The sequence below is a fragment of the Chitinophaga varians genome (assembly GCF_014529945.1).
Classification (GTDB): Bacteria; Bacteroidota; Bacteroidia; order Chitinophagales; family Chitinophagaceae; genus Chitinophaga; species Chitinophaga varians.
Genome location: NZ_JACVFB010000001.1, coordinates 117358 through 141908 on the forward strand (window position 1 = coordinate 117358; position 24551 = coordinate 141908).

Annotated in this window: 20 protein-coding genes; all 20 read left to right on the forward strand. The window is 48.8% G+C overall.

What is annotated here, in order from left to right; translation table 11 throughout:
* The first annotated feature begins 10 nt into the window (after window positions 1–10).
* The 20 genes from ICL55_RS00470 (at window position 11) to ICL55_RS00565 (ending at window position 24550) form a co-directional block, all read left to right on the forward strand.
* Entirely contained in the window at window positions 11–1012 is a 1002-nt protein-coding gene (locus ICL55_RS00470) for an LLM class flavin-dependent oxidoreductase (protein WP_188094086.1), read from the forward strand.
* 121 nt (window positions 1013–1133) lie between these two features.
* Window positions 1134–1715 (forward strand): hypothetical protein, encoded by a 582-nt coding sequence (locus ICL55_RS00475; RefSeq protein ID WP_188094087.1) that lies wholly within the window; start codon window positions 1134–1136, stop codon window positions 1713–1715.
* A gap of 142 nt (window positions 1716–1857) precedes the next feature.
* Entirely contained in the window at window positions 1858–2637 is a 780-nt protein-coding gene (locus ICL55_RS00480; protein WP_223151243.1) for a (Fe-S)-binding protein, read from the forward strand.
* Window positions 2618–4000 (forward strand): lactate utilization protein B, encoded by a 1383-nt coding sequence (locus ICL55_RS00485; protein ID WP_188094088.1) that lies wholly within the window; start codon window positions 2618–2620, stop codon window positions 3998–4000. Before ICL55_RS00480 ends, ICL55_RS00485 begins: the two co-directional genes overlap by 20 nt.
* Window positions 4001–4022: 22 nt before the next feature.
* Window positions 4023–4589, forward strand: a complete 567-nt coding sequence (locus ICL55_RS00490) for a LutC/YkgG family protein (RefSeq protein ID WP_188094089.1) — start codon at window positions 4023–4025, stop codon at window positions 4587–4589.
* A gap of 708 nt (window positions 4590–5297) precedes the next feature.
* Window positions 5298–7235, forward strand: coding sequence for a polysaccharide biosynthesis protein (locus ICL55_RS00495; protein ID WP_188094090.1), 1938 nt, complete (start codon window positions 5298–5300; stop codon window positions 7233–7235).
* A gap of 10 nt (window positions 7236–7245) precedes the next feature.
* Window positions 7246–8166 carry a polysaccharide biosynthesis/export family protein gene (locus ICL55_RS00500; RefSeq protein WP_246496131.1) on the forward strand — a complete coding sequence of 307 codons (921 nt, stop codon included), beginning with the start codon at window positions 7246–7248 and terminating at the stop codon, window positions 8164–8166.
* A gap of 17 nt (window positions 8167–8183) precedes the next feature.
* On the forward strand, window positions 8184–10580 hold the full coding sequence (locus ICL55_RS00505) for a GumC family protein (RefSeq protein WP_188094091.1): 2397 nt from the start codon (window positions 8184–8186) through the stop codon (window positions 10578–10580).
* Window positions 10581–10625: 45 nt separating this feature from the next.
* Complete coding sequence (locus tag ICL55_RS00510; protein ID WP_188094092.1) at window positions 10626–11912, forward strand: nucleotide sugar dehydrogenase; 1287 nt, start codon at window positions 10626–10628, stop codon at window positions 11910–11912.
* A gap of 19 nt (window positions 11913–11931) precedes the next feature.
* Complete coding sequence (locus ICL55_RS00515) at window positions 11932–12921, forward strand: SDR family oxidoreductase (protein ID WP_188094093.1); 990 nt, start codon at window positions 11932–11934, stop codon at window positions 12919–12921.
* Window positions 12922–12953: 32 nt separating this feature from the next.
* Window positions 12954–14105 carry a glycosyltransferase gene (locus ICL55_RS00520; protein WP_188094094.1) on the forward strand — a complete coding sequence of 384 codons (1152 nt, stop codon included), beginning with the start codon at window positions 12954–12956 and terminating at the stop codon, window positions 14103–14105.
* Between the two features lie 33 nt (window positions 14106–14138).
* On the forward strand, window positions 14139–15506 hold the full coding sequence (locus ICL55_RS00525) for an oligosaccharide flippase family protein (RefSeq protein ID WP_188094095.1): 1368 nt from the start codon (window positions 14139–14141) through the stop codon (window positions 15504–15506).
* Between the two features lie 16 nt (window positions 15507–15522).
* Window positions 15523–16761, forward strand: coding sequence for a hypothetical protein (locus ICL55_RS00530; RefSeq protein ID WP_188094096.1), 1239 nt, complete (start codon window positions 15523–15525; stop codon window positions 16759–16761).
* 69 nt (window positions 16762–16830) lie between these two features.
* Window positions 16831–18081, forward strand: coding sequence for a right-handed parallel beta-helix repeat-containing protein (locus ICL55_RS00535; protein ID WP_188094097.1), 1251 nt, complete (start codon window positions 16831–16833; stop codon window positions 18079–18081).
* 19 nt (window positions 18082–18100) lie between these two features.
* Window positions 18101–19249, forward strand: coding sequence for a glycosyltransferase family 4 protein (locus ICL55_RS00540; protein WP_188094098.1), 1149 nt, complete (start codon window positions 18101–18103; stop codon window positions 19247–19249).
* Window positions 19239–19748, forward strand: coding sequence for an acyltransferase (locus ICL55_RS00545; RefSeq protein WP_188094099.1), 510 nt, complete (start codon window positions 19239–19241; stop codon window positions 19746–19748). The genes ICL55_RS00540 and ICL55_RS00545 overlap by 11 nt, the downstream gene beginning before the upstream one ends.
* Window positions 19745–20968: a glycosyltransferase family 4 protein gene (locus ICL55_RS00550; RefSeq protein WP_188094100.1), complete on the forward strand. Its 1224-nt coding sequence runs from the start codon at window positions 19745–19747 to the stop codon at window positions 20966–20968. The genes ICL55_RS00545 and ICL55_RS00550 overlap by 4 nt, the downstream gene beginning before the upstream one ends.
* Entirely contained in the window at window positions 20955–21569 is a 615-nt protein-coding gene (locus tag ICL55_RS00555; protein WP_281392389.1) for a sugar transferase, read from the forward strand. The genes ICL55_RS00550 and ICL55_RS00555 overlap by 14 nt, the downstream gene beginning before the upstream one ends.
* Window positions 21570–21605: 36 nt before the next feature.
* Window positions 21606–22736: a DegT/DnrJ/EryC1/StrS family aminotransferase gene (locus ICL55_RS00560; RefSeq protein ID WP_188094101.1), complete on the forward strand. Its 1131-nt coding sequence runs from the start codon at window positions 21606–21608 to the stop codon at window positions 22734–22736.
* A gap of 260 nt (window positions 22737–22996) precedes the next feature.
* Window positions 22997–24550 carry a T9SS type B sorting domain-containing protein gene (locus tag ICL55_RS00565; RefSeq protein WP_188094102.1) on the forward strand — a complete coding sequence of 518 codons (1554 nt, stop codon included), beginning with the start codon at window positions 22997–22999 and terminating at the stop codon, window positions 24548–24550.
* The last annotated feature ends 1 nt before the right edge of the window (window position 24551 follow it).

A 24551-nucleotide genomic window follows, 5' to 3' on the forward strand; every position in this document is an offset into this window, starting at 1 on the left:
CCGACAGACGATGAAACTAAGCGTATTAGACCAATCTCCGATCAGAAACGGCAGCAATGCCATGGAAGCCTTGCAGGAAAGCGTACAGCTGGCCCGGCTGGCAGACAAACTGGGTTATACCCGTTATTGGTTATCAGAGCATCATAATACCAACAGCCTGGCAGGCGCCTCTCCGGAGATACTGATAGCCCGGCTGGCCGCAGAAACGGAGCGTATCCGCATCGGCTCCGGCGGCGTGATGCTGCCGAATCACAGTACCCTTAAAGTAGCAGAAAATTTCCGGTTGCTCGAAGCGCTGTACCCCGGGCGTATAGACCTGGGCATCGGCCGCGCCCCCGGAGGCGACCGCATCACGGCGCATATCCTCAATCCCTCCAATACCTTTGATCCTAAAGAGTTTGTGCAGCAGGTGGTAGACCTGCAGGCATGGCTCACCGATAAAATCACCCCCGGCAGCATGCAGGAAAAAGTAAAGGCCATTCCGGTCATACCTTCCTCGCCCGACCTGTGGATGCTGACCTCCAGCGGCGAAAGTGGCCTGCTGGCGGCTCATTTCGGCATAGCTCTCTCTTTTGCGCATTTTATCTATCCGGTAGGCGGCCCGCAGGCGGTAGCCAAGTACCGTCAGCAGTTCCGCCCTTCGGAGCACCTCGCCGCCCCGCAGGCCAGCGTCGGCATTTTCGTGTACTGTGCTGATACAGAAGAGAAAGCAGCTGAACTGGAAGCGGTGATGGACTATCGCCTGCTCAGCTTTGAAAAAGGGAAGTACGATGTATTTCCTACCTATGAAGAAATCAAAGACATCGAGTATACCGCGGAAGAACTGGCACGGATACGGGCCAACAGCGGTAGGCGCATTGCCGGTACCCCGCCACAGGTAAAAGCCCGCCTCGAACAGCTGGCGGCAGATTATGAGGTGGATGAACTGGTGATCGCCACCATTACCCAGAACCATGCCGACAGGCTCCGGTCATATGAACTGCTGGCGGAAGCCTTTCAGCTAGGCAGATAAATTATCGATATTTATCATTTAAATCTTTTTATATTTGTAACGGCTATGCATATAGCCGTTTTTTTATGTCCGATCACATACAGTGAAAACCTGAAAACGCCAGCTTAAAACCATCATCCCTATGAAAAAACTCATTTTAGGCGCGGTTATTCTTACCGCCATGCTGACCGCCTGTTCCAAAAAAGACAAGAATAGCAACGATGATAACGCACCCAAGCCGGAACAACCTGCGGTAACACCCAAAGATTCCCTGACGATATACAAAGACCTGGAATTTGATGTAAGCGGTACCAGTCAAACGGTAGGCATCGCCTTCTCTACAAAAGACGGTAAAATGTACTATCGTGGTAATCTTCCTAAAGACGGCAAAAACATCGACCTGGTGTTTGCAGGCGTAGACCCGGGAAACCTGTTCTTCAGCAGTACCACTGCTACCGCTTCCCACGGCCTTACGTTTGACAATGCCACTATTACGGAGATCATGAACTCCCCGGCAGTACTGGCCTTTGATCCGGCGAAATTCGACACCCTGTCTCATGGCTCCGCATTGAATGGCCTGGCGGTAAAGGAGGACAACAGTTTTTTTACCACTACCTACAGGGGCGTGGTGCTGTTCAAAAATGCCGCAGGGAAAATAGGGGTGATCAAAGTGTCCGCCATCGACGGGCAACGGCTGAAAGCCACCATCAAAGTACAACCGTAAAGAAGATACATACTATCCATAACAGGCCGGGTTGCTAATGCAGTCCGGCCTTATTATTTTGTATCAGTGAAAAATAAGCCAGTAACCGGTAAAAAAGAGGTAGGATTACTACGGTGGCTGCCGCTAAATTTGCACGTTAGGAATGACCATTAAAATCGCTACCACTGTGAAAGTAGGATTATTTATACCGTGTTATATTGACCAGTTCTACCCGCAGGTAGGCATCGCCACCCTGCAATTGTTACAGAAACTGGGATGTGAGGTGGAATACCCGCAGGGACAAACCTGTTGCGGCCAGCCTATGGCCAACTCGGGCTACGAGCATCTGACGCATCAGTGCAATAGCCTGTTTGTCCGCAATTTTGCGGCGTACGATTATATTGTGGGACCCTCCGGCAGCTGCGTGCTGCACATCAAAGAGCACCTGCACGACCCCGCAGATGAACCGGCAGCCGCCGGCATACGGGAACGTATATATGAACTGACAGCGTTTCTCACCGATATATTAAAGGTAACGGCGTTGCCTGCACGTTTTCCTCATAAAGTGGGATTACACCAGAGCTGCCATGGGCAGCGCGGCCTCGGTCTCGCACAGATGAGCGAGCTGGTAGCGGCGCCTTTCTCCAAACCGGAGCAGCTGCTCCGCATGGTGGAAGGACTGGAGCTGGTGGAGCTGGGCCGCAAAGACGAATGCTGCGGATTTGGCGGCACCTTCTGCGTGACAGAAGAAGCCGTTTCGGTGAAAATGGGGAAAGACCGTGTAGCCGATCACGTTAAACACGGTGCTGAAATCATCACCGGCACAGATGTTAGTTGTCTGATGCATCTGGAAGGTATCCTCCGCCGGCAGCATCAACCGGTAAAAGTGATGCATATTGCTGAAATCCTTAATCAACAGATCCATGAACAGGCCAACCACTGATCACGCCACGCTGGCGGACAAGTTCAACGAAAATGAGCCCAGGGTGAACTGGCACGATGAAACCCTGTGGTGGGTACGCGCCAAACGTGACCGCCAGGCATGGAGCATTCCTGAATGGGAACTACTGCGGGAAACCGCTTCACAGATAAAATTAAATGTGCTGGGTAACCTGCACGACTATCTGACACAGTTTGAGCAGCAGGCGCTACAGAACGGCGCGGTGGTCCACTGGGCCGTTGACGCAGCGGAACACAACCGCATCGTGACGGACATCCTGCAACGGCATGGTGTAAAACGGATGGTGAAGAGCAAGTCGATGCTGACGGAAGAATGTCATCTGAATCCGCATCTGGAAGCGCATGGCATCGACGTGATCGATACAGACCTCGGCGAACGTATTGTGCAGCTGGCGAAAGAACCGCCCAGTCATATCGTATTGCCCTGTATCCATAAAAAGAAAGAAGAGATAGGGGAGCTTTTCCATGAACACCTGGGCACACCGGCCGGTAACGCTGATCCGCAGTTCCTGACAGCGGCGGCACGGCAGCATCTGCGCAAAGAGTTCCTGCAATCCAAAGCTGCGATCACCGGTGTGAATTTCGCGGTGGCGGAAACAGGGGAGATGGTCGTGTGCACCAATGAAGGTAACGCCGATATGGGCGCTCATCTCGCAGATGTGCATATTGCCTGTATGGGCATTGAAAAGATCATCCCGGAGCGGAGACATCTGGGCGTGTTCCTGCGACTGCTGGCACGCAGCGCTACCGGTCAGCCGATCACCACTTACTCCAGCCATTTCAGAAAGCCGGCTGCCGGGAAGGAACTACATATCGTGATCGTAGATAACGGCCGTTCGCGGCAATTGGGGCGTGAAGATTTCCGCAACTCCCTGAAATGTATCCGGTGTGGCGCGTGCATGAATACCTGCCCGGTGTATCGTCGCAGCGGCGGGCATAGTTATCATACAGCCGTTGCCGGTCCTATCGGTAGTATACTGGCGCCTAATCTGGATATGAAGGATTACGCCGATCTGCCTTTTGCCTCTACGCTGTGCGGTTCCTGCTCCAATGTATGCCCGGTGAAGATCGATATCCATCAGCAGTTATATAAATGGAGACAGGTATTGGTACAGGAGGGTCATACCAGCGGTATGAAAACGGCCGGTATGAAAATGATGAACGCCGTACTCTCCAAACCAGGTAATTATAAAAAAGCAGGTAAGATGGGCCGTTGGGTGTTACGCGCTTTTCCGGGTATGGTCAACAATCGTTTTAACCCATGGTATAAACAACGGGAGATGCCGGCGCCACCTGCGCAGTCATTCTCTGAATGGTACGCGCAACAACAATCAACAAAAAAATAAACAGCCGTAATAATATATTGATATGAGTAGCAGGGAACAGATACTGGCCGCCGTGAAGAAAAACCAACCGGAAGCCACTGCGTTGCCATCATTGCAGGGACTGGCAGGAGAGATGCCGGCCACACTGGAGGCTTATCGTAAAGTGCTGGAAAGTCTTGGCGGCAGTCTGTTTGAGATCACCGATGCCGCACAGGTGCCTGCGTTATTGTCGCAGCATTATCCTCATCTTGAAAGGGTCGTGTTTGCTGATGATCAACGGGAATGGGCACACGAAGATCCGCATCAGCTGGAAAATGTGGACATGGCTGTTGTAACCGGGCAGTGGGGCGTTGCTGAAAATGGCGCCATCTGGTTAACTGAAAATAATATAGCCGTAAGAGTATTACCATTCATTTGCCAGCATCTGGCGATCATATTACCACGGGAACGCATATTGGCAACCATGCATGATGCGTATGAGAAAATCGGTGCACCTCAAACCGGTTTCGGTGTTTTTATTGCAGGCCCATCCAAAACCGCTGACATAGAGCAATCCCTCGTATTAGGCGCCCACGGCGCAAAGAGCCTGGTCGTGTTTGTTTTAAGTTAAATTCATTTTAACTGTAGGTTTATTCAAAAAATCACTTACTTTTATAAATGAAAAGATGATCTGAATGCAAAAAATCATCTTTTTTTATAAAGTTGGTATGGTGTTTGTTTCCACTGGCCATCACAAACAACTTTAGTAGTTCTATTTAACCATATAGCGAATATTACTTTAACCATATAGCGAACGAACTTAGTTAACCGGAAAAATTGAAAGACCATGTATCAATTATTTTGTGTGCCAGCGCATGAAGGTATTAGAAACGAGAATGACTGTCAACTGCACAATCAATCATGTGTGAAGGTATTACGCCTGTCCTGTCCCGATATCAACAGATGTTGTTGAAAGTAGCCTTTTAATATAGCCTGTAAAGTTAGTCGTCCATATTACCTGTATGCGAACACAGGAGACGCACTGCCTTTCAGCGGCGGGTTTCATACTTGCCTTTATCATCTTGTCAGTATAAGATCAATATTGGATTGGAGGAGCTATCATTTGCGCAGAGTAAAAAAATTTTAATGTTTACTTTTTCATAATAGTAAGATATCAAAATTTAGTGTTTACTTTGCATAACTTGAAAAACCGAAAAATGCGAACCAAACCTTAAGCTATCTGACCAGAGAGTAAAGCGCCTCTATGAAAACCACCCTCGCGCTACTTATCCTGATTGGACGAGCAAATATTTCTTAACCGTATCTATTATTGAAACCTATGGTGAACAAATCATCATGGATTACCCCGTCATGGCTTATTCTGCTGCTTGACCTTGGGTGTTCCGTAATCGCCATCAATCTTGCCTTTCTGCTCAGGCTCAATTTTGATATGGAGGCCCTCACTCCGTATCCGCTTGAAGAAATCTCCTTTATTGTGTTAGGTGTAACGCTGGGGCTGTCCCTGTTACTTCGTACTTATCGCGGCATCGTACGGCATACCAGCCTCGCTGATATTGCCAACATCGCCTGCATGAACTTCGTCAGCTGTTGTATTTTGCTGACTATCGGCTATAGCCATGTGCTGGATGCTGAAGTCAACCTCTTCCCATTGTCAGTAGTCCTGATCGCTTTTTTTATCACTTCCTTCCTGTTGTTATCCTATCGACTGTTGGTGAAATGGGTATTTAAATACTATAAAAATTTTCGTGCTGTCAACAAAACAAGAGCGGCTATTTATCACACCGGTTTGACCAGTATCATGATACGCAAAGCCCTCAATGATAATCCGGAATCGGACATACGCATTGTGGCCTTCCTCGCGGAAACAAACGGTCATGCCGGCAAGTCCATCGAAGGATTACCGGTATATGCAGCCCGCAGGGGACAGCTCTTTAAAATGGTAAGGCAGGGGAAAATATCGCTGTTGCTGATACCGGACGATCATCTGGATGCGCAACACCTGAATGAACTGGTGGAAGAGTGTATAATGGCGAATGTTAAAGTACAGAAGATCATCTCTGTAAACCAATGGATTGATGGTACACAAAATAAAGGTATACAGTTGAAAGACATCAATATAGAAGATCTGTTGGAAAGATCTGTCATCGATATCAAAAATGAAAAACTGGAAGAGGAAATCAAAGATAAGAGTGTACTCGTTACCGGTGCCGCAGGTTCTATCGGCAGTGAGATCGTACGGCAGGTGATCCGTTATCAGCCGGCTGTCATTATCCTTTGTGATAAAGCAGAATCCCCGCTGCATGAACTGGAGCTGGAGATGGCGGAGATGGGCTCTAAAATTCCCATTATTCCGTTTATCGGTAACGTATGCGACCGGTCACGTATGCAGCAACTGTTTGAAGTATACGCGCCTGCTATTGTATATCACGCCGCGGCCTATAAACATGTGCCGATGATGGAAAAAAATCCCTCCATCGCTGTGATGAACAATGTGCTGGGGACCAAGATCATGGCTGAGTTGGCAGTGGACTTCGGGGTGGAGAAATTTGTGATGGTGTCTACTGATAAAGCCGTGAACCCTACTAATGTGATGGGCGCTTCCAAACGTATTGCAGAGATCTTTACACAATCATATAATAACAAGATCAACGATCATTTCAAGAAAACCGGTCCGGTATTTGGTCTACCGCCTACCCGTTTTATTACCACCCGTTTCGGTAATGTACTCGGGTCCAATGGGTCTGTCATACCACGCTTCAAAAAACAACTGGAAAACGGTGGGCCGCTTACGGTTACCCATCCGGAAATTACCCGGTATTTTATGACGATACCCGAAGCCTGTCAGCTGGTGCTGGAAGCAGGCGCCATGGGACAAGGCGGTGAGATATTTGTTTTCGATATGGGCAAGCCCATGAAAGTAGCCGACCTGGCCAAGAAGATGATACGCATGGCAGGTAAAGAACCAGGAAGGGATATTCAGATCGTATACTCCGGATTAAGACCAGGAGAGAAACTGTACGAAGAACTGTTGAACAATGCAGAAAATACACTGCCTACCTATCACGAAAAAATACTGATCGCCAAAGTGCGTAGCTACGCATTCGACGAAGTAGACGCTAAAGTGACACAGCTGATTGAATCAGCACAACAGCACTACCTGACACCGACCGTAGCATTAATGAAAAAACTGGTGCCGGAATTTATCAGTAAAAATTCGGCCTACGAAGAATTGGACAAGGACAAAATAAAAATGTAATCATTACGCAATGAAGGTCATACCACCAGCGCACACCATTGCCTGGAACGGCCCTTTATTGCCTAAAAAATCGAGCGTAAAAATGAAGTTTTTCACCCGGGAACAAGGAGCACTGCTCTGTTTGATGAAGAAAAGAGGATGGTCTTGGCTGATGATCGGTATTATCAGCATGGGCATATTCTCCTGTGCAACACCTAAGAACATCACTTATTTTAAAGATGTTCCGGACTCCCTGCAAAACAAGGAAGTAGACCAGGCATCGTATAAAACGCCGGTTATTCAGGTGGATGATATTCTGCAGGTAAGTATCCAGACATTGGATCCTAACGCGACGACATTGCTGAATCAGCAAAATACTGCCAGCTGGCCGGTGACCGGCACGCCCGGTAGTTCAACTGCCCCCACCAGCAGCGGCGTGGCCGGTTATCTGGTAGATAAAGAAGGATATATTACCCTGCCATTGATAGGTAAACTGTTGGTGAAAGACAAGTCCACCAGCCAGGTCCGGGATGAAATCAAAGCGAAAGCAGCGGAATTCTATAAAGATCCGGTAGTAAACGTACGACTGGCCAACTTCAAAGTGACCGTATTGGGCGAGGTTGCCCGACCGTCTACTTACGTAATGCCTAACGAGAAAGTGACTTTACTGGATGCACTGGGCATGGCGGGCGACCTTACCATCTACGGTAAAAGAGAAAACGTGTTGTTGATCAGAGAAAAAGATAACAAGAAAGAATTTGTAAGATTCAACCTGAATAAGAGCAATCTGTTTGCTTCTCCCTACTATTATTTGCAACAGGGAGATGTGGTATATGTTGAACCGAATAAGTCAAAGATCGCTTCCACAGACGGTGCAAGACTACGTAACATCACGATCGTTTCTTCCGCATTGTCTGTCCTGATTGTACTTCTGACGAGAGTTAAATTCTAATTTCTTAACACTATTGCATGCAGCACGAAAACACTAACTCAAAAGGACAGGGCCATTTAAATGGTCTCGCCAGGCCACAAGAGCCGAATGACAGCGTATTGGACCTGCGTAGTATCCTCGACAAGGTATTGTCCAACTGGTATTGGTTTGTGCTATGTGGCATCCTGACTGTGGCGCTGGCATGGGTGTATCTCCGTTATGCTACACCCAACTATCTGATCAATGCGAAGATATTGGTACAAGACCAGCAGAAAGGTGGCAACCTGCCGGGAGAAGAAATATTTCAGCAACTGGAACTGTTCTCCAACAAAAGCAACGTAGACAATGAAGTGGAAATCATCAAGTCACGTTCGCTCATGGAGAATGTGGTCAGGAAACTGGACCTCAATGTCCGTTACTTCACAGAAGGCCGTATCAAACAAACGGAACTGTTTGCCAAACGTCCTTTCTCGATGCACTGGCTGTCGCTGAAGGACTCTATCACTGCCATCGGTTACACCATCAACCCGAAAGGTGTGGACAGTTTCTCGCTGAACCGCGATGATCTCAGCATTACCCAGGCATGGGGCGATACACTTCGTTTACCCGAAGGCGTTATGATGGTAGAACGTCACCGTCAGATCGATACCATCGCCGCGGAATACCAGGTAAACGTAGTGTCCATTGATGCGGCAGTAGCAGATATGATGACGCAGCTGAATGTCAGCATTCCCAATAAACAGGTGAGCACCATTGATCTGGCATTGACCACTACTATTCCGGAAAAAGGAGAGAAAATCCTCAACACCCTGATCGACGCTTATCGTCAGGCCAGCGTGGAAGATAAAAACCGTATCGCAGACAGCACTATCGACTTCGTTGATAAGCGCCTGCAGATCGTTAGCACCGAACTACTGGGAGTGGAAAGGAACATCCAGCAGTTTAAGCAGGATAACCAGCTGGCTGATCTCACCGAGCAGTCCAAGTTGCTGGTGTCCGGTTCTGGTGACAACATGAAACAGTTGACCGACGCACAGGTAAGACTGAACGTGATCAACTCTATGGAAGAATATATCCGGGACGAAAAGAACAACAAAAGGGTGGTACCATCTTCGATGATCGTACAGGACCCCACGTTCGTTGGCCTCGTGGAAAAATACAATACCCTCCAGCTGGAAAGAGAGCGGCAGCTGCTGGCCAGCACGCCTACCAACCCGGTAGTCGTGAATCTGGACCGTCAGCTGGCAGGCATCCGTGGAGACCTCCTCAGCAATATCCAGTCCTTCAAGAAAGGCGTGGAACTGAGCATCGAAGAACTGCAGCGCAACAGCAGTGCTATCTCACAGCGTATCCGTAAGGTGCCTGCCGCTGAAAGGGTATTCCTCGATTTCTCGCGTCAGCAGGCCATCAAACAGGACCTGTATGTATTTCTGCTGAAGAAAAGAGAAGAATCCGCTATCTCCAAAACATCTAACCTGGCCATCGCGCGGATAATTGACCCGGCTAAGAGCGATGCGCTGCCTTTCAAACCGAAAAGGTTGCTGGTATATCTGCTGGCACTGATGGCCGGCGTCGGTATCCCCGCATTATGGATATACCTGCGTGGCCTGCTCAATACACGCATACAGAGCAGGGAAGATATCAAAGGGCTTACCCCCGTACCTGTACTGGCCGAAATAGGGCACAGTACCGATAAGGATGGTTTAGTCATCAGCAGGGAAGGCGGCTCGCATGTGGCAGAACAGTTCCGCGCCCTGCGCACCAACCTGCAGTTTATCCTGACAGGCAAACAGGAAAAGACCGTGTTGCTGACGTCCAGCATGAGCGGTGAAGGCAAGTCCTTCGTAGCAGTGAACCTCGCCGCCGTACTGGCTTACTCCGGCAAAAAAGTGGTGCTGCTGGAGATGGACCTGCGTAAACCTAAAATCTCTGAAGGCCTCGGTCTCAGCAATCATACCGGCTTTAGCAGTTATGCTATCGGAAGAGCAAGCATCAACGATATCGTACAACCCTCAGGCATACACGATAATCTGAGAATAATTTCTTCCGGGCCTATTCCGCCTAATCCGGCCGAACTGATGTTGCTGGACGCAACAGAGCACCTGTTCACAGAACTGCGCCGCTATTTCGATTATATCATTATTGATACCGCGCCGGTAGGGCTGGTGACAGATGCCCAGCTGCTGGGTCGCTTCGCAGATGCTTCGTTGTACCTGGTAAGACAAGGATATACTTTCAGACAGCAACTGGAAATATCCAAAGACTTATATTTGTATGATAAAATGCCCAAAATCAATCTTGTCATTAATGATGTTAAAGCCTCAAGGTCATCCGGATATGGCGGTTATGGCTATGGATATGGGTATGGCTATGGACAGGACAACGGACAGAAAAAGAATGGCATTAAGAAGCTGAAATCACTCATTAACAATTAACTATCAATTCAAATAACTATCAAATTAAAACAAAGTTAAATCACTATGGCTGTGGATCCCAGAATTGCAATCATTGGCTTAGGATATGTAGGTTTGCCGCTGGCAGTGGAATTTGCCAGAAAATACAGGACTGTTGGTTTCGATATTAATGAGGCGCGCATTCAGGCGCTCAGAAATGGCCACGACCATACCCTGGAAGTAGCAGACCAGGACCTTAAAAGTGTGACGACAGACGCGCAGGGCGCCAAAGGTCTGTACTGCACCAATATCCTGGATGAAATCCGGGACTGTAATTTTTACATCGTTACGGTGCCTACACCGGTCGACAAACATAACAGGCCTGACCTCACGCCGCTGTATAAAGCCAGCGAAACGGTAGGCAAGGTGCTCAAAAAAGGAGATATCGTGGTGTATGAGTCCACCGTATATCCGGGCGTAACAGAAGACGAATGCGTGCCGGTACTGGAAAAGGTGTCCGGCCTGAAATTCAATGTTGACTTCTTTGCCGGCTACTCTCCGGAAAGGATCAACCCGGGCGATAAGGAACATACGGTGGCTAAAATACTGAAAGTGACTTCCGGCTCTACGCCTGAAGTGGCCGAGAAAGTAGACCAGCTGTATAAATCTGTTATCACCGCCGGCACCCATAAAGCAGCCAGCATCAAAGTAGCGGAAGCGGCTAAAGTTATCGAGAACGCACAGCGTGATATCAATATCGCTTTTGTGAATGAACTGGCCAAGATCTTCAACCGCCTCGAAATTGATACGGATGAAGTATTACAGGCTGCCGGTACTAAATGGAACTTCCTGAAATTCCGTCCGGGCCTGGTAGGTGGTCACTGTATCGGGGTAGACCCCTACTACCTGTCGCAGAAAGCACAGGAAGCAGGTTACCATCCGGAGATTATCCTCGCCGGCCGCCGCCTCAATGATGGTATGGGCGAATTTGTGGCGCATGAAGTAGTGAAGCTGATGGTGAAGAAAGAGATTCCGGTGAAAAACTCGAAGATCCTCGTACTGGGTATTACCTTTAAGGAGAACTGTCCGGATGTACGTAATACGAAAGTGGTAGACATCCTGAAAACACTGAAAGATTACCAGACCAACATCACCGTGTACGATCCATGGGCCAATCCGGATGAAGTACAGCATGAATATGGCTGGCGCTCTGTTCAGGACCTGGGGGATGATTGTGAATACGATGCTATCGTATTGGCTGTTGCCCATCATCAGTTTAAAGATTTAGCTTTCGATAAGATCTGTAAAAAATCAAGGGTTATTTATGATGTGAAGGGTATGCTGCCTAAAACCGCAGTAGACGCCAGATTATAATGACACCTTAAAACACTGTATGTACGAAATACCTTATCATAAAGAAGAGCTGTCGCAGTACAGTTTCCTGATCACCGGGGGAGCCGGTTTTATCGGCTCCAACCTGGTGGAGTACCTCTTGAAATACAAAGCAAAGAAAGTAAGGGTGCTGGATAATTTCTCAACCGGTAGCCGGGAGAATATTCAGCCCTTTCTCGAAAATCCTGCTTTTGAATTGTTGGAAGGCGATATACGCAACATGGAGGATTGCCGTCAGGCTATTGCCGGGATCGACTATGTGTCCCACCAGGCGGCGCTGGGCTCTGTGCCCCGTTCTATCAATGATCCTATCACCAGCAACGAAGTCAATATCAGCGGTTTTCTGAACATGCTTGTAGCTGCCAGGGACGCCGGCGTAAAACGTTTGGTATACGCTGCCAGCTCCAGCACTTATGGCGACCATCCCGGCCTGCCTAAAGTGGAGGAACTGATCGGCAACCCGTTGTCGCCTTACGCCGTTACCAAATACGTGAATGAGTTGTACGCGAACGTGTTTTCACGTACCTACGATTTCCATGCGGTAGGGCTGCGGTACTTCAACGTGTTCGGTCCCCGTCAGAATCCGCGTGGCCCTTATGCCGCGGTGATCCCACTGTTCATCGAGGCTGCGATCAAACAGCAGGCGCCGGTGATCAACGGTGACGGAGAAACCAGCCGGGACTTCACCTTCGTGGAGAATGCGGTGCAGGCAAATATCAAAGCATTGCTGGCAGCAGATATCCGTAAGAGTGAGATCGTTAATATCGCTGCAGGCCAAAGAACAACACTGAATGAATTGTGGCAACATATCTGCCGTATCGCCGGCATAGATATCAGCCCTGTATACCAGGCGGAGCGAAAAGGAGATGTTAAACACAGCCTCGCTAATATCGGCAAAGCCGGAGAACTGCTGGGATACAAACCAGCCTTCACCGTGCTGAATGGTCTCGATATCGCGATGGAGTGGTACCGCAGGCATACCGTCGTCTGATAATTTAACCTATCTGAAAAACCTAAAAGGCTATGAGAGTATTAACCATTGTTAGCAAACTGGATATCGGTGGTATCGAGAAAACGCTGCTTTCATGCCTGCCTTTTCTCAAAAAAGAAGCCATTCAGCTGACCATCTGCTGCTACGCGAAAGGCGGGCACCTGGAACAGCAGTATAAAGATGCCGGAACGGAGATCATCTATTTCAAAAGGAGCAAGATACCTTTTAACGACGCTGTACAACTGTATAAAATACTGAAAAGCGGTAAATACGATGTAGTACACAGCAGGTTTGGTTTTACCTCCGGCGGCTTTGCGCTGGCCTGTAAAAGGTTGTCCATACCGTTTATTGTGTCTGTACACAGCGAACGGTATTTCGCCAAGCCTAAGCGGGAAAATTCCCGCCTGCTGTCTGCTGTTACGCAAGCTTACCTGGACCTGCACAAGCGGCTGACGCTGCGTTATGCTACCCGTATCATCGGGCATTCCAAAACTAACCTGCAATACTATACGCAGGGTAACCCGAATGCGGCCTCAGATAAGTTCCAGTTGATCTACAACGGGATCGACTTTACCAAACTGGCTGGCAATTCTCCGGCACTCGGAGATGAGGCGGCGCAGTTTGTAGCAGACAGCAATTGTACTTTTCTGCATATCGGCAGTTTCCGGGAACCGAAAAATCATCTCTACCTGATCGATTGTTTCAAAGCCCTGAACCCGCTGAAAGAAAAATACAAGCTGATACTCGTCGGAAACGGCTCGCTCTTTGAACAGGTGAAAAAGAAAGTAATGCTCGAAGGGCTCGATAGCTGCGTATTCTTCGCAGGTATAGACCAGAACATTACCAAATATCTGCTGATCGCAGATCTGTTCTTTTTCCCCTCGATATACGAAGGGCTCGGTAATGTACTGATTGAAGCCCAGTACATGAAAGTACCGGTCTGCGCTTCCGGGCTACAGCCGCATCACGAGGCTACGCATGAATACTATCATCAGTATTTCTTCGATCCGTACGATATACAGGATGGCTGCAATAAGCTACAAAATATTATCCGCAATATCCGCGAAAGAAAGATAGGAGAAGAAGTCACCACACGCGCACAGGAGTTTGTGATGAACAACTTCACTATCGAACGGATGGCGGGAAATCTGGCAACCGTATATAAAACCATCGGTAGCCGATAACCATATCTGGAATTATTAATTCTTTATTGAAAAGTGCCTAAGAATTCTTTTATAAAAGACCTTGCCAGTGTATTCACTAGCAGAGTGGCCTCTCTTGTGCTGGGCCTGGGTACCTCGATTGTAACAGCGAGGTACCTGGGACCGGAAGGCAATGGGGTCAGCGCCGCGCTGCTGGTGTATCCCAGCCTGTTCATGGCTATCGGGGCACTCGGTGTTCAGCAGTCTACTACCTACTTCGTGGGCCAGGAAAAATACGACATCAAAGATGTATACGGCGCCGTGCTCGCCACCTGGATCTTCACCAGCCTTTTTGGTATCATCAGCAGTTTCCTGCTGATCAAATATTTCACCAAAGGAGATTACCCGAATATCCTCATTTTCTGGGCGCTGGCGGCCATCCCGTTTTCACTGTATACTACTTACAGCTCGGGTATCTTCCTGGGGCAACAGAACGTGAAAGAGTTTAACCGGATCAACTGGGTGCCGGCCGTTATCAACCTGGCATTCACGTTTCTGTTAACCGGCGTATTTCATTTCGGTGTGGCTGGGTATATGGCATCCACTTTTCTGGGTGTATTCTTCCTGTCATTTCTGGTGGTATATAAAATCAGGCAAAGCATTCCGGTAAGGCCGCGGTTCAATGGAAAAATCATCAAAGGGCTGTTGAGCCTTGGCGTGATTTATGCCGGCACTACGCTCATTGCCAGCCTCAACTACAAAGTAGATGTGGTGTTGCTGGAGAAATGGTCCAACGCCTACGAGCTGGGTATTTATTCCAAAGGAGCTATACTGGTAGAAATGTTATGGCAGATACCGGCGATCCTTAGTACGATCATCTTCTCCAGAAGTGCCGGCGCTAAAGATCCTGCGGGGTTTTCGCTGAAGGTGTGCCGGTTGCTGCGTTTCGCACTGATACTGATTTTAGTGATCGCGATTGCTTTTTATGCGCTCTCTGATTTTGTGATCGGGCTGATGTATGGCCCCGCTTTTGCAGAAAGCTCCAAAGTATTGAAGATACTGATGCCGGGCGTCTTGTTGATGATCATCTACAAGGTGCTGTATATGGACATCGCCGGCAAAGGAAAGCCCTGGATGTCGATGGAAGCCATGATACCGGCGGTTATTGCCAACGTGGCGCTCAACTACTGGTGGATTCCCAAATACGGCGCCAGCGGTTCCGCAATGGCCTCTACCGTTAGTTATTCCATCGCCGCGCTGGTATTTCTGGTACTATACTCCGTGCATACACGTATACCGATAAAGAAAATATTTACATATACCCGGGAAGACAGAGAGTTTGCGATGGGCATTGTCAATAAGTTCAGGGGAAAGGTTGCCGGCAAAACAACTATGCCGTCGCCAGCGAAGAAAGAACCGTCCGAAGAGTCCGTAAATATCTAAATCTTAAAATAGTAAAATGAATTGGCTTGATATAAACAGAAAAACGTATAAACCCGTTGCCTGGTCCCTGGCGGTGGTATTGCTGATTTCCTGCTCACCTTTCTTTAGCATGGGCGGTAACGCGGCATATCTCATCCTGGGGTCTACCGGTATCTATTTCCTGTTTTTCGCCAATTGTCTTGCACGCCGTCAGGCCCGTTTATCTAACCGAAATCTGAATTACTTCATCATATCCTTTATGCTGTTGCTGTACTTATTCTTTCCGATAAGGCAGTACGACAGGATAGTGGTAGCAGCCGTATGGCTGCTGGTATTTCTCACGGTATTGATGCTGGATACCGTGATACTGCTGATGGCCGCCCGCTATTTTGCAGATATTATTTTTGTCATCGCCTTGTTGGCCCTGCTGGTGTTTGCGGTCAAGCTCATCGGGGTGGACCTGCCTTTCTATCCTTATGAAACAGGCGCCACCGGCTCTAAATCGTTGTTTTTCATTTACCCGGGAACGGCAGTGCTGCAGGGACAGGAATACACCGTGTTTGGCCGTTCGTTGTTCCGTGTCAGTGGTATTTTTTCTGAGCCGGGCCACTTTGGAATGATCTCTGCGATCGTCCTGTTTATGAATCCGGAAATTCTGAGTAAACGGAAAAGGACCGTCATCACGATCGCGGCACTACTGACCCTTTCTATGGGCTTTTATGTATTGTTCGCGGGACTGTGCATGTACCGTTTCCGCTTTTCACAGAAACAGGTGGTGGGCGTTGTAGTGCTGGCGTTAGTAGGCTTTATTGCCATATCCGCCATGCCGGCAGATTTTATGGACCGCTTCTTCCTCAATAAGATGAGCTCCAACCAGGATGTGCTGGATGCCCGTACCAGCGCCGAATTTTCCAGGTTCTATGATCATTATACCCGCTATGATATCAATCTTTTCGGTGGTGGAAGAACCATCACGGAAAATTTTGAGGTGACTTCCTCCGATTACCGTTCTTTTCTGTTGAAATACGGATGGGTAGGGATAGCCCTGTATCTGGTGTGGTTTTTTGTAATGACCTACGGTAGAAAGAAACAGTTTGTGTTGTTGTCCTTTTTCTTTTTCGCAGTGGTATTTGTACACCGCTCGTGGTTGGTGGATTACCTGATCTTTCTGTTTGCCGTATACTTTATTCCGATATCCTATGAACTAGCCATATTACCTAAAAACAGTACCAGGACTGACCCGCAGGACGAACACCTGCAATGGTCCCCGGGCTGATGCCAGGCAATATGACAACAGATAATTGAAAAACCGATTGTTAACAGTAAAATGTTAAATGAGATGACCATGTCTAAAATCTGCACCCTCTTCAGCAGCCTTTCCGTGTTTGCTATGTCTTGTATGGCACAGGGTGGCGATCTCGATTACAACGGAAAAAAATTCGTTTTTAACAGCGTTCCTGCCCAATATAATGCTACCGCTCCTGCTGCTATCAAAGCGAAGGTAACTGCCGGTATACAGTCGGCTGTGGACCTCACCACGCTTTTGCCGGCAGGATATAAAAAAGACGGATCTGTAGATTATACGGACTATCTGCAGAGCGGCCTCGACAAAAACAGGAATGTGGTGTTTCCTGATTTTCCGGTGCTGATCAGCAGCAAAGGGTTGACGGTGAACAGTAATTCCAACTTGTATTTTAAGCCGAATTCCAAGCTGATCATGCAGCCCAACAACCTGGAGAAATTTGAAATGCTGCGGGTGCATGGCGTGAATAATGTCAACATCTACAATGCTAATCTGGTGGGTGATCGTAAAGGCCATCTGGGTACCAGCGGCGAACACGGAATGGGCATCGCGCTGCGGTCGGCCAAAGATGTGAATATCTATAGCCCCCGCATCTCCAATTGCTGGGGCGACGGGATCTACATCGGCTGGCGTACCCGCGATGTGGTAGATGGGCACTACATCCCCAGTGACAATATCAATATCTACAACGGCGTCATTGATTTTAACCGCAGAAACGGCATCTCTATCGTATGCGGCAGTAACATCAATATTCGCAATACCACCATCGCCAATACATACGGGACATTGCCCATGAGCGGCATCGATATCGAGCCCAATGAGCCAAAGGATGTGATCAACAATATCACCATTGACAGCGTCACCACGTATAACAATGCCAGAGATGGTATCCTGATTGTGCTGACACGGCTGCCACAGGCTAACGGTAGCGCCAACACGAACATTGTGGTAAAAGACCATGTGGATGATGGCTCCTACAGTGCATTTCGACTGGGTTCCGGTTTCCGCAAAACAGACCGGGAAATGAGTGGCCAGATTTCGGTGATCGATCCTGTCTGGAAAAATAATGAGATGCCTTTCCGTTTCCGGAGCAACTATCAGATGCTGCCAATAACCAGATTCAAAAATATCAAGGTGATGGGCGGCCCATCTGGCGCCGGTGCTGCCAACAAAGCTGCCCGTAGTACGATACAGGCTTTTAGCGCCCCGGTACAGAATGCAGGTCAGGATGCCGTAAAAAAAATGAAGGCCGGCCTTAGCAAAGAAAGCAAAATCAAGATAGAAGATAAATAAATCAAGAACCGACATTATTATGGCAAAACTGCTTGTACATGCATGGGTAGTGCACAGGGAAGGGGGAAGGTACTATTTGCCCTATACGCATTGGGTGTATCTGAAAGAGATAGTGAAATATTATGACGAAGTATGCCTCATGTCCCCGGTGCAAAAGCATTCGGGCACAGGTGCCAAAAACCTGATGGACATTGGCTGTTTCGATAACGTAAAAGTATATGCGTTACCGTATTCTCCCAACTATGTGAGGGCGGTACCCCATTTTCCGGCTTATCTGAAAGCCTATCGCAAACTCAAAAATTATGATGAAGTATATGCCCGTTATCCGGTTCCTTTCGGATGGCTGGGCAAATTTTTCTTCAAAGGAAAAAAGAGGATCGTGCACTTCGTGGGCGACCCGGTAGACGCAGCCAGAACGAATCCCAACTTCAGCCGGCTAAAAAAGTTTACCATGATCACCCTTTTCATGCCAGAACATTCAGCCTATATGTGGGCTTGCAAGGGAGCATCGGTATTTACCAATGGTCATCATCTCAGGGATAAGCTGACCGGCTGGGGTATTCAGGCAAAGGCTGTCATTTCTTCCACGCTTAATGATGCAGATTTCTATGCGAAGGAAATCAATGGTATCAGTGAAGAGGGGCCTAAATTGCTGTATGTAGGATATCTGCGAAAAGCGAAAGGAGTGGAGACGGTCATCCGTTCTTTTCAGATCGTACAACGGAAATATCCCGGCTCCCGCCTGACGGTGGTCGGCTCCGGTGAGTTTGAACGCGAACTGAAAGACCTCGCCGCCGTTTTGCACCTCGACGGGCATATTCATTTTGCCGGTCATGTCGATAACCGGGAAGAACTGAACAATTATCTGCGCTCGCATGACATTTTCTGCTTCGCCAGTTTGTCGGAAGGGTCGCCCCGCGTGATCCTCGAAGCCATGGCCAATAGCCTCGCGGTGGTCAGTACGCCTGTAGGCTCCCTGCCTAATGTTTTTGAGGACAAGGAAGATATCCTGTTTGCTGATTTTAATGACCATGAGGCTTTTTATCACCGGGTAGACACCCTCGTAAAAGATAGCACTTTAAGGCGGCAGTTGAGTGATAAGGCATACAACAAAGTAAGAGGATTTACCATCGAAGGGTTTATTAAAAGTATTTTTCATGAAGGTTAAAGTATCTATCCTATATTCCTGGCTGGTGAAAATGGTTACCTTTCTGTTGCCCAATATACCTGTGTTTATGCGTTTCAGGGGATTCCTGTATTCGCTGATGATGAAAGGTTGCGGGCGCAATTTTCAGGTAACGTCCACGGCTGTATTGAATTCCCTGGCCGGACTGGAAGTGGGCCATAACGTATATATTGCGCATCACACCGTACTCATTGGCATAGACATTGAAATTGGCAATGAAGTGATCATAGGCCCTAATTGTATTATCTCTTCCGGCAATCATACCTTTTTAAATAACTCTTACCGCTATGGGAAATCCCTGCGGCGCCCGGTGAAAATCGGCGCCGGATCATGGATTGCCGGCAACTGCTCCGTATTGGGCGGCAGCTTGCTACCGGAACGCTCGGTACTGGGCGCCGGTGCGGTGCTGAATAAAAAATACGATACTGCCGATGGCTTGTATGGCGGCATTCCGGCGGTATTCATAAAAAAAATGCGATGAGGATACTATATATACATCAATATTTTGCCATGCCTGCCTCTTCTGGAGGTACCCGTTCCTATGATCTGGCCACCCGGTTCGCCAAAGCCGGGCATCAGGTGCAGGTGATCACGACCAGCTCCTTTCTGAAGCAGTATACTTTCACCGACACCTGGACGGTCATGGAGGTGGATGGTATTGAACTGCATGTGCTCAATCTGGAGTACAGCAATAAAATGAGCTTTGCTAAAAGAGCGCTCACCTTCGTGAAATTTGTGGCTAAGTCCACCATGCGGGTATTAAAACTAAAGGGAGATGTGGTACTGGCTACCAGCACGCCCATTACTATCGCTGTACCTGCCATGATCAAACGTTCCCTGCACAGGGTACCATTTATTTTTGAAGTGCGTGATGTATGGCCGGAAGTGCCGGTGGCCATGGGCATCATCAACAATAAACTGCTGGTGGGCCTGCTGAACCGCTTTGAAAAGCGCATCTATAAAAGAGCGGCGCATATCGTACCGCTATCGGATGACATGAAACGGTCTATCGAAGAGCGCACGGCCGTCCCCGTTAAGAAGATGTCTGTCATCCCTAATATATCAGAAGTGGTCCGGTTTGGCAAGTATGATTCCGGTAAGAGCATCCTGAACGGGTTGCTGGGTTTCACACCGGAGAAGGTAGTGTTGTACGCCGGCACGTTGGGTATGGTCAACGGGTTGCGTTACCTGGTGGATTTGTCGGTCCACATGCTTCGGCTGGATGACAGCGTCAAATTTATTGTCTTCGGTGATGGCATGGAAAAAGCGGCGCTGACGGAATATGCCGAGGAAAAAGGCGTGCTGGGGATCAACTTATTTTTTTTCGACCCTGTGCCCAAGTCTCAGTTGTCGCAGCTCTATTACGAGTGTACTATCGCCAGTTCCTTTGTGATACCGGTACCGGAGCTGTGGGCTAATTCGGCCAACAAGTTCTTTGACTGTCTCGCGGCGGGCCGGCCGATATTGATTAACCATCGTGGATGGCAGGCCAATGTGATAGAACAGGAGAACGTGGGTTTTGTGATGCATTATGACACCGCGGATATGCCGGTGGAAGCGAGGCGGTTTGCCGAATATATCAATGACAAGACGCTGTTGCAGCGCCAACAGGCCAAGGCGAAGTTACTGGCGCAGCAGCGTTATTCGCTGGATATTGCCGCCGGCGCTTACCTAAAAATTCTCGACCATGTTGTATCGTAGTTTCTTAAAGCGCTGGCTGGACGTATGGGTGGCTTTTACCGCGCTGCTGCTGTTGTCGCCGGTGTTTGTGGTGATAACGGTGTTGTTGTATGTGGCCAATAGCGGAAAGCCATTTTTTCTGCAGCCTCGCCCGGGTAAGCAGGGGCGGGTGTTTCGGGTAATCAAGTATAAAACGATGAATGACAGGCGGGGGCCGGACGGAGCGTTGTTACCGGACGAAGCGCGGCTGACGGCTGTCGGAAAATTCGTCCGCAAAACATCGCTCGACGAAATTCCGCAGCTGATCAATGTCCTCAAAGGTGATATGAGCCTGATTGGTCCGCGGCCGCTGCTGGTAGATTACCTCGAACTGTATTCGCCCAGGCAGGCGCGGCGGCATGAAGTGAGGCCCGGTATTACCGGCTGGGCACAGGTGAACGGCCGTAACGCCATCAGCTGGACGCAGAAGTTTGAGCTGGACGTGTGGTATGTGGACCACCTGCGTTTTGGGCTCGATGTCAAAATCCTGTTCATGACTATTATCAAAGTATTTAAATCAGAAGGTATTTCACAGGCAGGACATGTATCATCCGAACGGTTTACCGGAAAAGTGAACGCCTGATTATTAACCATATCCTTATTGAAAAATTTATCAATTATGAGCGAAAAAATTTGGCTCTCATCCCCTCATATGGGCGGCACAGAACAACGTTTTGTTACCACGGCTTTTGAAACCAACTGGGTTGCTCCGTTGGGCAGCAATGTAGACGGTTTTGAACACGACCTGGAACAGTTCCTGCAAGGTAGTCATGTAGCGGCGCTTTCTTCAGGCACTGCAGCACTGCACCTGGCGCTGATTCTGACCGGTGTAGGCGCCGGCGATGAAGTGATCTGCCAGAGCATGACCTTTTCAGCATCCGCCAACCCTATTGTTTATCAGGGCGCCACGCCGGTATTTATAGACAGTGAGAAAGATACCTGGAATATGGACCCGGTGTTACTGGAACAAGCTATCAAAGACCGGATGGCAAAAGGAAAAAAGCCTAAGGCGATCGTCCCTGTTCATCTATACGGTATGCCGGCCAAAATGAATGAGATACTGGCAGTGGCCGCAAAATATGAGATTCCCGTTATCGAGGATGCTGCAGAGGCACTCGGTTCCCGGTATCACAACAAAGCCTGTGGCACGTTGGGTGACTTTGGCGTGTTGAGCTTCAACGGCAACAAGATTATCACCACCAGCGGCGGCGGCGCACTGACAGGCAAGGACCAGGCGGCTATCGCAAAGTCCCGCTTCCTCGCCAGCCAGGCCAGAGATCCGGCGCCGCATTATGAGCATACCCATATCGGTTATAACTACCGGATGAGTAACATTTGCGCCGGTATCGGCCGCGGTCAGATGGAAGTGCTGGCCAAAAGAGTGGAACAACGCCGAAGTAATTATCAGCATTACCTGAAAACGTTAGGTGACCTGCCAGGTGTTACTTTTGTGGCAGAACCTTCCGGCTCCTTCAGTAATCGCTGGCTCAGCACCGTACTAATCGATCCCGCACAAAGTAATGGCATCACCCGCGAAATCATTCGCCTGGCGCTCGACAAACACATCATCGAATCGAGGCCGCTGTGGAAACCCATGCACCTGCAACCTGTTTTCGCCGACGCGCCTGCTTATGTGAACGGCGTGTCCGAACAACTCTTCGAATATGGCCTGTGCCTGCCCAGCGGTTCCAACCTGACAACAGCGCAATTGGAACAGACTACAAATATTATTCGCACACTCTGGAAATAAATCACAGTGTTACCAAATATTTAAAATTGATAACGGTCCCGCATATACGGGACCGTTTTTCGTTTATATCTTAGCCCGGAATTTCTTCCGAAAACATTAATTAGTAATCCAAATCGTTTGTCATGTATAATAAATTATTTTTTAGTTTAAAATAGATATTTTTTTTATTAATGAGTATATTTGCGCATTAATTTCAACTTAAAGGGGCTGTCAATCGTTTCCCGATTATAACCATATTTTTTTTGGAGTACTGTTCTACTATGAAGCGTGTCATTACTATATGCAGGAGCGTGTATGTCACAGCTGTTGCTGCGCTCGTAACATGCCTTTCCTTTTCCCTCCATGCTCAGGACATCGAAATCAAAAATCCTTCTCTGGAAGGCCCGCCAAGAGCAGCGGCAGCACCACCGGAATGGACGATCATCAATAATTCACCGGACATTCAGCCAGGGTGCTGCACCGTCAGTAAACCACCTTCTGATGGCAACACCTACAGCGGTATGATCAGCGACGCCAGCATGGAGGAAGGTATTTCCCAGAAACTTTCTGCTGCCATCAAGGGCGGAAGAGCTTATACGTTCTCTGTGGACCTGGCATATCCGCCGGTGTATTTCGGTCAGAAAACATGTTACGGCGGATTCGTGGTGTACGGCGGCAATACCCCGGGCGCAAAAGAAGAGGTACTGTGGAAGTCGCCGGCATTCAGACATACCGACTGGAAACGCTACCGGATTGAGTTTGCTCCAACAAAAGATTATGCCTACATCCTGTTGTGCAACTATTATATTCCCTGTAGCGACGCTAAACTGGGAGGGGTATTGGTAGACAACCTCTCACCGTACATCCAGGAAATCCCACGTATCACGTTAACGACTACGGCTACCTGTAAAGGCGCCAACATGGGCGCCGCCCGGGTAGACGTACTCTCGGGCCCGTTACCCTATACATTTAAATGGATGCCCGGCGGACAGACGACCCATAGCATCGATCACTTATCCGCCGGCAGTTATGAAGTAACAGTCACCGGCGCTAACGGGGCATATGCCACTGCCACCGCCCGCATCGATGCGGTGGAGCTGCAAAACAAAATTACCATAACACCCTCTAAGTGTTATGGTGATAATACGAACGAAATATCGCTGGTCACCACCGGAGGGAAACCTCCCTACCGGTACTACCTGAACGGCTCCGATCATCCGCAATACACACCGGAGTTCCGCGATCTGCACCCCGGGAAATACCTGCTGCTGGCGAAAGATGAAATGGGCTGTTCATCACCGGAGGAAAATGTAACGGTGACAGAACCAGCCCCGTTACAACTCGCAGCAGCACAGGTGAAAGATATCAGTTGCAGCGAAACGCACGACGGACAAATTGCAGTGGTCCTCTCCGGAGGCACGCAGCCCTATTACTACCGCCTGGAAACAGGGGAGTGGCAGTCGGACAGTGTCTGGAAAAAACTGGATGAAGGGCGTTATTATTTTATGGCGAAAGATAAAAACGAATGTCAGCTAAGAGGATCGGCAGAAATTATCCGCAACTACCGCCAATGTGCCGTTTATGTGCCAACAGCATTCAGTCCGAATGGCGACGGCCGCAATGATTTGTTCCGCTGCCGTATCAATGACGATATCACAGAGTACAGATTACAGGTCTTTAATCGCTGGGGAACGCTGGTGTTTCAGAGCAACGACCCCGGTCAGGCCTGGGACGGGCTCCGGCAGCCTGCCGGGGGATACGTCTGGGTACTGACTTACACCGACAGCAAGCTGCAGGCACGCAAGCAACAGGGCAGCTTGGTGCTGGTGCGTTAGC

What these genes read in the sequence shown, in the direction of transcription:
- ICL55_RS00470 (WP_188094086.1), top strand. Translation starts at nt 11, where the DNA reads ATGAAACTAAGCGTATTAGACCAATCTCCGATCAGAAACGGCAGCAAT.
- ICL55_RS00475 (WP_188094087.1), top strand. Translation starts at nt 1,134, where the DNA reads ATGAAAAAACTCATTTTAGGCGCGGTTATTCTTACCGCCATGCTGACC.
- ICL55_RS00480 (WP_223151243.1), top strand. Translation starts at nt 1,858, where the DNA reads ATGACCATTAAAATCGCTACCACTGTGAAAGTAGGATTATTTATACCG.
- ICL55_RS00485 (WP_188094088.1), top strand. Translation starts at nt 2,618, where the DNA reads ATGAACAGGCCAACCACTGATCACGCCACGCTGGCGGACAAGTTCAAC.
- ICL55_RS00490 (WP_188094089.1), top strand. Translation starts at nt 4,023, where the DNA reads ATGAGTAGCAGGGAACAGATACTGGCCGCCGTGAAGAAAAACCAACCG.
- ICL55_RS00495 (WP_188094090.1), top strand. Translation starts at nt 5,298, where the DNA reads ATGGTGAACAAATCATCATGGATTACCCCGTCATGGCTTATTCTGCTG.
- ICL55_RS00500 (WP_246496131.1), top strand. Translation starts at nt 7,246, where the DNA reads ATGAAGGTCATACCACCAGCGCACACCATTGCCTGGAACGGCCCTTTA.
- ICL55_RS00505 (WP_188094091.1), top strand. Translation starts at nt 8,184, where the DNA reads ATGCAGCACGAAAACACTAACTCAAAAGGACAGGGCCATTTAAATGGT.
- ICL55_RS00510 (WP_188094092.1), top strand. Translation starts at nt 10,626, where the DNA reads ATGGCTGTGGATCCCAGAATTGCAATCATTGGCTTAGGATATGTAGGT.
- ICL55_RS00515 (WP_188094093.1), top strand. Translation starts at nt 11,932, where the DNA reads ATGTACGAAATACCTTATCATAAAGAAGAGCTGTCGCAGTACAGTTTC.
- ICL55_RS00520 (WP_188094094.1), top strand. Translation starts at nt 12,954, where the DNA reads ATGAGAGTATTAACCATTGTTAGCAAACTGGATATCGGTGGTATCGAG.
- ICL55_RS00530 (WP_188094096.1), top strand. Translation starts at nt 15,523, where the DNA reads ATGAATTGGCTTGATATAAACAGAAAAACGTATAAACCCGTTGCCTGG.
- ICL55_RS00535 (WP_188094097.1), top strand. Translation starts at nt 16,831, where the DNA reads ATGTCTAAAATCTGCACCCTCTTCAGCAGCCTTTCCGTGTTTGCTATG.
- ICL55_RS00540 (WP_188094098.1), top strand. Translation starts at nt 18,101, where the DNA reads ATGGCAAAACTGCTTGTACATGCATGGGTAGTGCACAGGGAAGGGGGA.
- ICL55_RS00545 (WP_188094099.1), top strand. Translation starts at nt 19,239, where the DNA reads ATGAAGGTTAAAGTATCTATCCTATATTCCTGGCTGGTGAAAATGGTT.
- ICL55_RS00550 (WP_188094100.1), top strand. Translation starts at nt 19,745, where the DNA reads ATGAGGATACTATATATACATCAATATTTTGCCATGCCTGCCTCTTCT.
- ICL55_RS00555 (WP_281392389.1), top strand. Translation starts at nt 20,955, where the DNA reads ATGTTGTATCGTAGTTTCTTAAAGCGCTGGCTGGACGTATGGGTGGCT.
- ICL55_RS00560 (WP_188094101.1), top strand. Translation starts at nt 21,606, where the DNA reads ATGAGCGAAAAAATTTGGCTCTCATCCCCTCATATGGGCGGCACAGAA.
- ICL55_RS00565 (WP_188094102.1), top strand. Translation starts at nt 22,997, where the DNA reads ATGAAGCGTGTCATTACTATATGCAGGAGCGTGTATGTCACAGCTGTT.